Below are 11,853 nucleotides of genomic sequence, written 5' to 3' on the forward strand. Positions count from 1 at the left end.
TCAGCCGATCTGCGCGTTCTTGGAGACGGTCACCTGGTCGATGTCGGAGGTCCGCACGGTCACGGCGACCTTCCAGTCGCCGGCCATGGGGAGCTGCACCCCGTCCGCCGACCAGTGTCCGGTGGTGATGTGGTCCGGGACGACGGGCAGCGGCCCGATGTCCTTGGCGGTGAGCGTGAAGGCGATCTTCAGCTCGGGCACGTCGTACGCCCGGCCGTCGGGGCGCGTGACGTAGACGTGCATCTCGTTGGCGCCGACGCGGGCGGGGTCGAGGTCGATGCTGACGACGCCCTTGCCGTCCTTGCCGCCGGTGTCGAACGGGATGTCCAGGGTGACGGCGCCCGACCCGGCGACGGAGGACGCCGCCGAGGACGCCGAGGACGAGGTGGCCGCCTTGGCGGCCTCTTCCGTGCGGCCCGGCTCGGTGGAGGTGAGCACGGTGGTCACCGCGAGCAGGACCACGGCGACGGCGGCCTCGGCGAGGACGGAGCGGCGCAGCCCGAACCGGTCCGGATCGGCGTCGCGCTGCTGCTTGCGGCGGGCGGCCTCCATGGCGGCCTGCTGCCGGGCGAGCTGCGCGGCGCGCGGGGAGTCGGCGGCGGGAGCGGTGACGCGTTCCTTCTTCTTGGTCTGCTTGACGACCGGGTCGCTCAGCCGGCCCGTCCACCGCCGGGAGATCGACGCGAGGCCGACGAGCACCGCCACCAGCCCGATCTTGACGAGCAGCAGCTGTCCGTAGCGGGTGTCGGTGAAGGCGGACCAGGAGCCGAGCTGGCGCCAGGACTGGTAGACGCCGGTGGCGACGAGGGCGAGGACGCTGCCGAAGGCGACGGCGGAGAAACGGCGCACTGCGGCTGCCTCGACCGGGGTGTCGGCCGGCGCGAAGTACAGGGCGACGAGCAGCGTGGTCAGCCCGCCGAGCCAGGCGGCGACGGCGAGCAGGTGGACGACGTCGACCGGCATCGCGAGACCCGCCTGGAGTCCCACGGAGGCGTGTTCGGCCATCGCCCAGCTCGCCGCGAGACCGGCGGCGACGACGGTGCCGCCGATCGCCAGTCCGAAGGTCAGGTCGCGCTTCTCCTCCTCGTCGCGTTTGTCGTACGCGCCGAAGAGGACCGCGATGAACAGCGCCGCCGCGGCGAGCAGCAGCAGCCGGGAGACCAGCGCCGCTCCGGACTTGGTCTGCAGGACCTGGCCGAGCAGGTCCAGGTCGACGATGTCGGCCGCCTTGCCTGAGGTGGTGTAGGCGCCGCGCAGGAGCAGCAGCGCCAGGGTGGCCGCGGTCAGGGCGACCCAGCCGGCCACCACGAGCCGCTGCACGGCCCGCACCCCCGTGCCGCGCCGCCAGCAGGCCAGCACGAACGCGGCACCGCCGGTCATCACGATGAAACCGGCGTACGACACATACCGGCCGAGCCCGTACAGCCCGCCGACGACACCGCCCCCGGCCCCCTGCCCGCCGAGGGAGACTGAGGTCTTGGAGGGGGCGCCGATGGAGAAGGTGTAGGCGCCGGAGACGGGATGGCTGTCCGCCGAGACGACCTGGTAGGTGACGGTGTACGTGCCGTCGGGCAGCCCGCTGTGCAGGGCCACGGCGTACGTGGTGCCGCTGACCTCGGACGGCTTGCCGTCGTCGACGCGCTTGCCCTTGGGGTCGAGGACGCGCAGCGCGTCGTCGTTCAGGGCGACCTTCTCGGAGAAGGTCAGGGAGACCCGGGCGGGTGCCTGCTTGACCACCGCCCCCTGCTGGGGGTCGCTGCCGGTCAGCGCGGCGTGCGCGGAGGCCGGCGCGGCACCGGCGAGCAGCGCGCCGAGCGCGGCCACGAACAGCAGCACGAGGGTCCGGACGCGGGGGGCGATGGTCGGGCTCACAGTGGCTCCCTCAGTGTCCGGTCGCGGGGGTGTACGTCGCGGCCTTCACCGGCATCCGCACCTCGACGGTGCCGGAGTGGGCGAAGTGCAGTGCGACGGTCACGTTCTCGCCCTGCTTCGGCTTGCGCTTCAGCTGGTCGAACATCAGGTGGTTGCCGCCGCTGGCGAACACGACCCGGCCGTGTGCCGGGACCGGGAGGGCGGCCACCTCGCGCATCGCTCCGCCCGCCGTCTCGTGGACGGTGACGCTGCCGGCTATGTCGCTGGTGACGGAGGTCAGTTCGTCCTTCGTGCCGCCGTCGTTGGCGATGGTCAGAAAGCCGGCCGCCATGTCCGAGACGGGCTGGGGCATGTAGGCGGAGCTGACGGACAGCACGGCCTTCGCGGACCCGGCCTGCGATCCGGAGCCGGCAGCGGAGTCCGAGCCGGAGGAGCCGCAGCCGGTCAGGAGCAGGGCGCCGGTCAGGGCGGCGGCAGCCGCGGCGCAGGCCCTCACGGGTTCTCCCCCTTGATGATCTTGGGGAGGTCCTTGGTGTAGTCGTCGACGGTGGTGTCCTCGCCGTAGTAGAGGTAGCCGCGGTCGGTCTTCGGGGAGAAGGCGAAGACCTGGGTGCCGTGCACCGAGACGAGCTTGCCGTTCTTGTCCTTCGTCGTCGGCTCGATGGAGATGCCGAGGGTGCGGGCGCCCGCCTGGATGGTGGCGAAGTTCCCGGTCAGGCCGACGAACTGGCTGTCGATGCCGTTCAGCCACTTGCCCAGCTCGGCCGGGGTGTCGCGGCCGGGGTCGGTGGTGACGAACACGACCCGCAGCTTGTCCTGTTCGGCCTTGGGCAGTTGCTTCTTGGCGACGGCGATGTTGCTCATCGTCAGCGGGCACACGTCCGGGCAGTGCGTGTAGCCGAAGTAGATCAGCGTCGGCCGGCCCGCGGTCTCCTTGCGGAGGTCGTACATCTTGCCGTGGGTGTCGGTCAGGACCAGGTCCGGCTTCTCGAAGGGCTGGTCGAGGACGGTGCCCGCCTTGCCCGAGCCGGACTCCTCGGAGACGACGGAGACGGGGCTGGAGCTGTCGCTGCCGTCACCGCCGCCGCAGGCGGTCAGGGTCAGTGCGGCGGCGGCGAGGAGGGCGGCCGCCGCGAAGGTCTTGGTGCGCATGGAGAGGGATCCCAGAGGTCGGTCACCGGGCGCGCGGGGGCCACGGATGCGGCTCCCGCGCGCGCCACGGACGGGCGGAGGTCAGGCGGTGGTGCGCCGGCGGCCGGCGAACACGCCGTACGCCACACCCGCCGCGCCGACGACGATGCCCACGATGCCGAGCACGCGGGCGGTGGTGTCGGTGCCGGAGCCGCCGGACGCCTTGGTCCCGGCGGCGGTCTTCTCGGCGCCCGCGGCACTGTCGTCGGAGGCGTTGGATGCACCGGACGTGCCGTGCTCGTCGTCCGCTGCGGCGGTGAGCTTCAGCACCGGGGCGGGGTTCTCGGGCTCGGCCTGGCCGTCCTGCGGAACCTCGATCCAGCGCACGACTTCCTTGTTGGAGTACGTCTGGATCGCCTTGAAGACGAGCTTGTCGGCGTCCTCGGGCAATTGGCCGACGGAGAGCGGGAACTTCTGGAAGTAGCCCGGCTTGATGCCCTCGCCCTCGGCGGTCCAGGTGACCTTGGAGACCGCCTCGGTGATCTTCTCGCCGTGCATCGTGAGCGGCTTGGCCAGCTTCGCCTTGGTGACGTCGATCTTCCAGCCCGGGATCGCCTGCGGCGCCACGGAGGCCAGCGGGTGGTCGGCGGGCAGGCTGACCTCGACCTTGGTGGTCGAGGCGTTGTCGCGCTCGTTGGGCACCTTGAAGTCGACGACGGCGTAACCGCCCTTGGCGGCGGCGCCCTCGGGCTGCACGGAGACGTGCGCGAAGGCGGGCGTCGACAGGGCGGTCAGACCGGCCACGGCGAGAACGACGGGGACGGCTGCACGGGAAACCTTCATGGAAGGGTGCACTCCACTTCGAGTGAGTCCGGCGGATCGAAGAACCGACCGGTGAGGAAGAGGGATACGCACGCGCACGCGTGCGTGCTGCGCCGCACGACGGCGCCGGCCTCTCGTTCTCTCGTGGAGTGGCGGTCGCGTCGCGCTAGGCGGCGAGGGTGAGTGCGGCGGCGGGCGGGCCCCGCCGGATCACCGTGTGCTGGAGTGCGGTGGTGTGCGGGGCGGGCGGCGCGAACAGCGCGGTGCGCACCGGGCGCGGGCCCTTGGCGGGCGCCGTCGGCAGTCCGGCGAGCAGGGCGCGCACCAGCGCGAGCGCCGCGCGCAGGGACCGGATGAGCGCCCCTTCCGCGACCTCGTGCGCCGACAGCGCGGCCAGTTCCATGATCCGCAGCAGGGCGGTGTCGCCGCGGCGCAGCAGCCAGCCCGCGGCGAGCGCCGCGAGGACGTGCCCGAGCAGCATCGGCAGCGACGGCAGCAGGGCGGCGGGGGAGCCCGCGGCCGTGGACAGGGCATCGGCCGGATGATGGGCCGGGGTGCCCTGGACGCGCGCGGTCGCGAGGATCCGCTGGGCCTGGACGGGGCTGAGCGGAGCCGCCCCGGCCCCGCACACCAGCCGCGCGGCCTGCGCCACCACCGAGGCGTCCGAGGCCGCCCCCGAGGTGGTCCCGGCCGCGTGCTGGCCCAGCCCGAACAGCGTGTGCAGCACGGTCTGTCCGGCCCCGAGCAGCGCGGCGATCCCCCACAGGGAACGCTGCCGGCCGGCCAGTGGCGCGGCGACGAGGAACACCCCGAGGAAACCCGCGCCCAGCGTCCACAGCGGGACCGTGGCGCAGGACGCGAGCGCGTGCCCACCGGCGGCCAGCACGACGCAGACCGCGGCGAACACCGCGGCCCGCAGAAGCCGGACGTCGCGTCCGGCGCGCACTGAGCGCGGGTGGAGGGCAGTCATGGCGGGCCCATCATCGCACTGCTCCTACCGCCGCCATACGGCAGGTCCGCAAGATGCCGAATGCGCACTCGGGCCCCACATACACCGATTGCCGGCGTCCGCGCATCCCCCATATGGGCGGCATCACGTCAATTCCTGGCTTACATCCCGGCGCGGGCGGCAATACGTATCGGTATGTCGAGCCGCGGCCAGGAGGCTGGAGCATGAGCATCTGGTGGTCACTCCATTTGCGGCGCGAAGCTGCGAGCGTCCCCCTGGCCCGCCGCCTGCTGCTCGGCACGATGGAGACGGCGGGCGTCGACCCCGACATCTCCTACGACCTGTCCGTCGCCCTGAGCGAGGCCTGCGCCAACGCCGTCGAGCACGGCGGGCACCGGGGCCCCGGCGACTGCGCGGAGGCCTACCGCGTCACCGCCTACCTCGACGGGGAGATGTGCCGCATCGAGGTCGCCGACGCCGGCCCGGGCTTCACCGCCGGCCCGCCCCGCCCCGCGCACGACGACGCCGAGCACGGCCGGGGCCTGTTCCTCATCCGCGAACTCGCCGACCACGTCCACGTCGGCAACAAGCCCGGACGCGGCGGCGCGGTGGTGAGCTTCGACAAGATCCTGAAATGGCGCGAGGACGCGCCGCTGGTGGCCGTCTGACCCCGGCGGCGCGCCCTTGGCGAGAACGCCCGGTGCGTCAGCCCTTGAGCCGAGCCATCCAGGACTCCACCTCGTCCGAGCGGCGCGGCAGCGCGGCGGACAGGTTCCGGTTGCCGTCCTCGGTGACCAGGATGTCGTCCTCGATGCGGACACCGATGCCGCGGTACTCCTCGGGCACCGTCAGGTCGTCGGCCTGGAAGTACAGCCCCGGCTCGACGGTGAGGACCATGCCCGGCTCCAGCGTGCCGTCGACGTAGGTCTCGGTGCGGGCGGCGGCACAGTCGTGCACGTCCATGCCGAGCATGTGACCGGTGCCGTGCAGCGTCCAGCGGCGCTGCAGGCCGAGCTCCAGCACCCGCTCCACCGGGCCCTCCACCAGCCCCCACTCGACGAGCTTCTCGGTGAGCACGCGCTGCGCGGCGTCGTGGAAGTCGCGGAACTTGGCGCCCGGCTTGACCGCCGCGATGCCGGCCTCCTGGGCCTCGTACACGGCGTCGTAGATCTTCTTCTGCAGCTCCGAGAAGCGGCCGCCGACCGGCAGCGTGCGCGTGACGTCGGCGGTGTAGTAGGTGTGCGTCTCGACGCCGGCGTCCAGCAGGAGCAGGTCACCGGAGCGGACCGGGCCGTCGTTGCGCACCCAGTGCAGGGTGCAGGCGTGCGGGCCGGCCGCGGCGATGGTGCCGTAGCCGACGTCGTTGCCCTCGACGCGGGCGCGCAGGAAGAACGTGCCCTCGATGTAGCGCTCACTGGTGGCCTCGGCCTTGTCGAGGACCTTGACGACGTCCTCGAAGCCGCGGACCGTCGAGTCGACGGCCTTCTGCAGCTCGCCGACCTCGAAGTCGTCCTTGACCAGCCGGGCCTCCGAGAGGAAGACGCGCAGTTCCTCGTCGCGCTCGGCGGTGACCTTGTCGGTCAGCGCCTCCTCGATGCCGGCGTCGTGGCCGCGGACGACGCGGACCGGGCCGGTGGCCTCGCGCAGCGCGTCGGCCAGCTCGCGGACGTCGGCGACCGGGATGCCGTACAGCTCCTCGGACTCGGTCAGGGAGTGGCGGCGCCCGACCCACAGCTCACCCTGGCCGGAGAGCCAGAACTCGCCGTTCTCGCGGTCGGAGCGCGGCAGCAGGTAGAGCGTCGCCTCGTGGCCCTCACCGCGCGGTTCCAGGACCAGGACGCCGTCCTCGGTCTGGTTGCCGGTGAGGTAGGCGTACTCGACGGACGCCCGGAAGGGGTAGTCCGTGTCGTTGGAGCGGACCTTCAGGTTGCCCGCGGGGACGACGAGGCGCTCGCCGGGGAAACGGGCGGACAGCTTCGCGCGGCGCGCGGCGGTCTCGGCGGCCTGGGCGATCGGCTGCAGGTCGCGCAGCTCGGTGTCGGCCCAGCCGGACTTCATGTTCTCGGCAAGCTCGTCGGAGACGCCCGGGTAGAGGCCGTTCTTCCGCTGCTTGATCGGCTCGTCGCTCTCCGGGGTCTCCGGGGTCTCCGGAAGCTCCTCCGCCACGGTCATCCTCCTTGGGTACGGCACTGGACCGCCTCCATCGTACGGTCGTACGGAAGGGGGCCCAGGGCGCTATGACCCATTACACGAGGTGACCTGCCGGCCTGCCCCGGGGCGGTTACTCGAACCGCGCCGCCAGCAGGACGACGTCCTCCTCCGAATCGGCCGCGTCCAGCCCGTCCGGCAGGACCGTGCGCAGCACGTGGTCCACGAGCGCGTCCGGATCGTGCCGCAGCGAGCGGGGAACCCCGGCGGCGGCCGCGTGCAGCCGGGCGAAGGCACGGTCGACCGGGTCGCCGGTACGGTGCAGCAGGCCGTCGGTGTAGAGCAGCACCGTCTCGCCGGGCTCGGCCTGCAGCTCCACGCTGGGCGCCTCCCAGCAGGCGAGCATGCCGAGCGGCGCGGAGACGGACGTCTCGACGAACTCGGTGCGCCGCTGGCCGACGAGCAGCGGCGGGCAGTGCCCGGCCCCGGCGAGCGTGATCTTGCGCAGGGCGGGCTCGCAGTACGCGAACAGGGCCGTGGCCGAGCGGGCGGGCTCGGTGAGCCGCAGCAGCAGCTCCAGGTCGGACAGGACGGCGACGGGGTCCTCGCCCTCCATCACGGCGTACGCCCGCAGGGACGCCCGCAGCCGGCCCATCGCGGCGACGGCGCTCGGCCCGGAGCCGGTGACCGCGCCGACCGCGAGGCCGAGGGCGGCGTCCGGCAGCGGCAGCGCGTCGTACCAGTCGCCGCCGCCGCGCGGCCCGGTGCGGTGCCGGGCGGCGAGCTGGACACCGGCGACACGGGGGAGCCGGGACGGCAGCAGTTCCTCGGCGATGGTCGCCATGCACGCGCGCGTGCGCTCCACCTCCAGCAGCCGGGCGAGGTGTTCGGCGGCGCAGCGGGCGTACAGGCCGATCAGATGGCGCCGGCGCTCGACCGGTTCGGCCGGCTCGTCGTACAGCCAGACGGCGGCGCCGAGGCGGCCGCCGGCCTCGGCGGACAGGGGCAGGGCGTAGCTGGCGGCGTATCCGAGGCGGGCGGCGACCTCGCGGTGGCGGGGGTCGAGGCCGTCCCCGGCGAACAGGTCCGGCTCGGTGATCTCGTGGTCCCCGCCGGGCAGTCCGTCGAGGATGCGGCCGAAGGAGGTGGCGCTGCGCGGCACGGTCTCGATGTGGCCGAGATCGGCGCGTCCGAGCCCCAGACCGATGGTGGTGTCGGGGCCCTGCTGGTCGGCGGGTTCGAGGACGACCAGTCCGCGCCGGGCGCCGACCAGGGCGGCTCCGGCCCGCAGCAGTTCCTCGAGGGCGTCGTTCAGGGAGGTCGTGCGGGCCAGGCGCTCGGTGAGTTCGTGCAGGGTCGTCAGATCGGAGACCCATCCGGCGAGCCGGTCCTGGAGCAGGGCGCCCGGGGCGTGCGGCGGCGGTACAGGGGCGGTGCCCGCCGTGGCGGGCGTGGGCGCGGCAGTGTGCGCGGGGGCCGGAACCGCTGCATCGATTCCAGCCACTTTCTGAGGATGAGGGGCGTTCATGGCAACCGGCTTTCCGACCGGTGCGTACTGCTGAAAAGCATCGCAAACCCCCATGTCTTCTGCGCCGCTAGCAGTGTCTCCACATGTACACGCACTCGTGAGGGGATGTCCAGCATTGTCCTGCTGGGATTCCTGGTGTCCGTGGTGTTCACGGGCTTTGCGGGGCTCCCGTCGGTAACCCCTTGCGTAATAGCGAAGTTGGCTGAAAACTGCCTCAGGTATCGGTTGATTGCGGTCGACTGGGCTTGCTCCACGGAGCGTCACAGCGGTCGTGATGGGTACGTACTCGGTATGGGCCGGGGTGGTGGGGGCCACCCGGAACCTGGTGTCCGGACCGGGCGTCTTAGCCACCGACGACCCAGCCCCATCCTCCCGTGGCGGAGGCGAAGCGAACAACGCGAGACGGCAAACGCCATACTTCGCCACCCCACGCCACGCCCATGCTTGTGCTGAACGCGGTATGGACGTCAGCGGCCGCACGAAAGCCGCCGAAGCTCGGCCCAGAGGGGTTCCCCGCGCGTCAGGCCGGGGTGTGATGCGCCAGCAGGTACGCACAGTGCAGAGATCGACACATGGTGTGACATGGTCCTCGGTGTTGCCAGGCGTGCAACGGAAAGGAACGAGCGCTCATGCGCGAGATCCCCGGAAGGCGACGCAGGCTCCTGTCCCGTCTGTCCCGGCGGAAGGGCGGGGGGTCTGAGTTGATCGGCGCGGCCCTGACATTCGCCACCCAGTGGGGGTGGCCCGTGCTGCCCGGTGTGGCGGCCGATCCCGAGGGGCGTTCGCGCTGCGCCTGCCCCGACGCGGAGTGCACGGTGCCCGGCGCGCACCCCTTCGACCCCGGCCTGCTCGCCGCCACCACCGACGAGCGCATGGTGCGCTGGTGGTGGACGAACCGGCCGACCGCGCCGATCATCCTCGCCACCGGCGGCAGCGCGCCCTGCGCGGTGAGCCTGCCCGCCCTGCCGGCCGCCCGGGCGCTCGCCGCACTCGACCGCGAGGGCATGCGCCTCGGACCGGTGGTCGCCTCGGACACCCGCTGGTCGATCCTCGTCCGTCCCTACTCCATGGAGCAGTTGGGCGAGCTGCTGTACGCCAAGGACTTCGTGCCCGGCTCGCTGCGCTTCCACGGCGAGGGCGGCTACATCGCCCTGCCGCCCTCCGAGACCGGCCGTGGCCCCGTCCGCTGGGAGCGCGCCCCGCTGCCCGGCTCGGCCGCCCCCTGGGTGCCCGACGTCGAGGCCGTGGTGGACGCGGTGGTCGACGCCCTCACTCGTACGGGTGTGAGCGCGCCCGAGTTGTAGGGGTGTCGGACGCGACCGGATCGGTGCGCCCGGTCGCTGTCGTTATCGTCCCTTTCATGAACCTCCGCCTTGCAGCCCTGGTGGGCGTCGTGGTGTGCGCGGTCGCCCTGCCGCTGGCCGTGGCGTCCGCGGGCGGCGCGGAACACTCGGTCGTACGGTCGCCGTCGTACGCCGGTGTCACCTACGACGACGAGAAAGCGACCGGTGCCGGTGCCTCCGGCGGTGCGGGCTCCTCCGCTTCCGGGGGCCCTTCCGCTCGCGGCTCCTCCACCCCTGCCGGTTCCTCCGCTCGGGGCGGTTCCTCCGCTCGGGGCGGCGCCGCCTCCGCCGAGCGGCAGGCGCCGCCCGCCACGCCCACCCGGTCCCCGCTGCTGCTGGGCCTGGGCCTGGCCACCGCCGCCCGCTGCGGTCCCGAGGTCACCTCGCCCGACGGCATCGAGGCCCAGACCTGCGTGCTGACCCAGGGTGCGCAGACCTGGGCGCGCACCTACTACCGCAACGCCACCGGCCGGGTGCTGGAGTCGGTGCTGAGTCTGATGGGGCCGGGCGGGCGCACGGTGCAACTGCGCTGTCCGGTGGGCGCCGAGGACGAGCCGGGGACCTGTGAGACGCCCCGGGAGCCGACCCACGGCACCCAGGACGCCTACACGGCGGTCGCGGAGTTCGCACGGGCGGGGGGAGGCGGGTCGCTGCTGCTGCGAGCCGGGAGCAACTCGCCGCAGGAAACGGGGAGTTGAGGAGGGACGCCGGACGGTGCACGGCGTCGCGTATGGAAAGACCCGGTTGCTGGCGACGGGGGATGCACCAGCAACCGGGCTACTCAGACCGTAACAAGAGATCGGCCCCAAGCAAATTCGATCTCGCGTTTCCCTGGGGTATTCGGACACTCGCCGACGGGCTGCGACCGGGCCAATCGGACATCTGCAAGGCCCTGCCGCCGCCTCACGCTGTGACGGGTGTCACCCCTGCCGGTGCCAAGGTGTCAACTGAGCGTGACCTGCCGGTTGGTCAGCCCCCCGCGAGCGCGGCGCTCCTGGGCGGTCAGCGGCTCCTGCACCGCCAGCGCTTCGGCCAGGCGCTCGGCGAACTCGGCGGCCGGCTTCTCCACGTCCGCCGCGGTGACCGACGACGGCAGGTCCCACACCGGCACGGTCAGACCGTGGGCGCGGAAGGAACCGACCAGGCGCGTGCCCTCACCGAGGCTGGAACCGCCCGCGGCGTGCAGCCGCGCCAGCGCGTCCAGAAGCCGCTCCTCCGGGTGCGGCATGACCCAGCGCAGGTGGTTCTTGTCCGGGGTCTCGCACCAGTACGCCGCGTCCACACCGGTCAGCCGAACGGTCGGGATCGCCGCGGCGTTCGCCCGCTCCAGGGAGGCGGCGACCTCCGGCGTGGCGTTCTCCGCGTCCGGCACCCAGAACTCGAAGCCGCTGTGCACCACCGGCTCGAACGCGCCCTTCGCGTCGAGCAGGTCCTGCAGTCGCGGACCGTCGGCAGGGGCGCGGCGGCCCTGCACCGGCGTGCCCGGTTCCGCCTCGAGGGCGCGCAGCAGGGTGTCGGCCAGATCGCGGCTGATGTCGCCGGACGCCGTGTCGTTCTGCAGGCCGAGCAGGACCGACCCGTCGTCGCGGCGCAGCGCGGGCCAGGCCATCGGCAGCACGGTGGCCAGCGTGACCGACGGGACACCCTCGGGCAGGGCGTCCTTCAGGGGCAGCTCGACGGTGGCCGCCGGGACGAGTTCGCGCAGCGCCACCCAATCGCACTCGCCGGGCAGCCCCTCGAACGGGCGGTGCACCAGCTCGGTCACGGCCTGCGCCGCTGCCCGGCCGTGGCAGGCCTTGTAGCGCCGGCCGCTGCCGCAGGGGCAGGGCTCGCGGGCGCCGACAACCGGGATCTCTCCCTCGCTCAGCTGAGGGCGCGCGGCCTTCGTCTGGGGTCGCTTCTTGGCCATGATGGGTGTCTCCCGGATACGGCTCGTCTGGTACGGCGCGAGCCTAGCCGTTCACGCCACGACCGACGCCGACCTGTGGACAACGCGGCGCGGGCGGGCCCGGACGACGCGGGCTCGGACCGGGACGGCTGCGGACAACGCGGCGCATCCG

11 protein-coding genes are annotated in these 11,853 nt (G+C 72.8%); 3 read left to right on the forward strand and 8 right to left on the reverse strand.

From position 1 onward, the window contains the following. The 5 genes from ACZ67Q_RS17245 to ACZ67Q_RS17265 form a co-directional block, all read right to left on the reverse strand. Positions 1 to 1,872 carry a copper resistance CopC/CopD family protein gene (locus ACZ67Q_RS17245; protein WP_471182441.1) on the reverse strand — a complete coding sequence of 624 codons (1,872 nt, stop codon included), beginning with the start codon at positions 1,870 to 1,872 and terminating at the stop codon, positions 1 to 3. Between the two features lie 10 nt (positions 1,873 to 1,882). Next, positions 1,883 to 2,368 carry a copper chaperone PCu(A)C gene (locus tag ACZ67Q_RS17250; RefSeq protein ID WP_471182443.1) on the reverse strand — a complete coding sequence of 162 codons (486 nt, stop codon included), beginning with the start codon at positions 2,366 to 2,368 and terminating at the stop codon, positions 1,883 to 1,885. After that, positions 2,365 to 3,024, reverse strand: a complete 660-nt coding sequence (locus tag ACZ67Q_RS17255; protein ID WP_471182445.1) for an SCO family protein — start codon at positions 3,022 to 3,024, stop codon at positions 2,365 to 2,367. Before ACZ67Q_RS17255 ends, ACZ67Q_RS17250 begins: the two co-directional genes overlap by 4 nt. Positions 3,025 to 3,105: 81 nt before the next feature. Continuing rightward, a complete protein-coding gene (locus tag ACZ67Q_RS17260; protein ID WP_471182448.1) occupies positions 3,106 to 3,846 on the reverse strand; it encodes a YcnI family copper-binding membrane protein in 741 nt (246 codons plus the stop codon). A 145-nt stretch (positions 3,847 to 3,991) separates the two neighbouring features. Continuing rightward, the gene (locus ACZ67Q_RS17265; RefSeq protein WP_471182450.1) at positions 3,992 to 4,795 is read right to left on the reverse strand and encodes a hypothetical protein; all 804 of its coding nucleotides are present in this window, start codon (positions 4,793 to 4,795) and stop codon (positions 3,992 to 3,994) included. 203 nt (positions 4,796 to 4,998) lie between these two features. Between ACZ67Q_RS17265 and ACZ67Q_RS17270 the strand changes: the two genes are divergently transcribed. Then, positions 4,999 to 5,442, forward strand: coding sequence for an ATP-binding protein (locus tag ACZ67Q_RS17270; protein ID WP_471182452.1), 444 nt, complete (start codon positions 4,999 to 5,001; stop codon positions 5,440 to 5,442). 37 nt (positions 5,443 to 5,479) lie between these two features. On the opposite strand, the gene ACZ67Q_RS17275 is transcribed toward ACZ67Q_RS17270, so the two are convergent. Both ACZ67Q_RS17275 and ACZ67Q_RS17280 read right to left on the reverse strand, forming a co-directional pair. Beyond that, positions 5,480 to 6,946, reverse strand: coding sequence for an aminopeptidase P family protein (locus ACZ67Q_RS17275; RefSeq protein WP_471182455.1), 1,467 nt, complete (start codon positions 6,944 to 6,946; stop codon positions 5,480 to 5,482). Positions 6,947 to 7,055: 109 nt separating this feature from the next. Continuing rightward, positions 7,056 to 8,450 carry a PP2C family protein-serine/threonine phosphatase gene (locus ACZ67Q_RS17280; RefSeq protein ID WP_471182457.1) on the reverse strand — a complete coding sequence of 465 codons (1,395 nt, stop codon included), beginning with the start codon at positions 8,448 to 8,450 and terminating at the stop codon, positions 7,056 to 7,058. A gap of 629 nt (positions 8,451 to 9,079) precedes the next feature. Here ACZ67Q_RS17280 and ACZ67Q_RS17285 point away from each other — a divergent pair. Next, positions 9,080 to 9,754: a bifunctional DNA primase/polymerase gene (locus ACZ67Q_RS17285; RefSeq protein ID WP_471182460.1), complete on the forward strand. Its 675-nt coding sequence runs from the start codon at positions 9,080 to 9,082 to the stop codon at positions 9,752 to 9,754. Positions 9,755 to 9,810: 56 nt separating this feature from the next. Continuing rightward, positions 9,811 to 10,491: a hypothetical protein gene (locus ACZ67Q_RS17290; RefSeq protein ID WP_471182462.1), complete on the forward strand. Its 681-nt coding sequence runs from the start codon at positions 9,811 to 9,813 to the stop codon at positions 10,489 to 10,491. Positions 10,492 to 10,736: 245 nt separating this feature from the next. Here the strand turns inward: ACZ67Q_RS17290 and ACZ67Q_RS17295 are convergent, their stop codons facing one another. After that, positions 10,737 to 11,702 (reverse strand): DUF5926 family protein, encoded by a 966-nt coding sequence (locus tag ACZ67Q_RS17295; protein ID WP_471182465.1) that lies wholly within the window; start codon positions 11,700 to 11,702, stop codon positions 10,737 to 10,739. Between the last annotated feature and the right edge of the window lie 151 nt (positions 11,703 to 11,853).

It is taken from the genome of Streptomyces sp. NPDC036813, assembly GCF_055609245.1.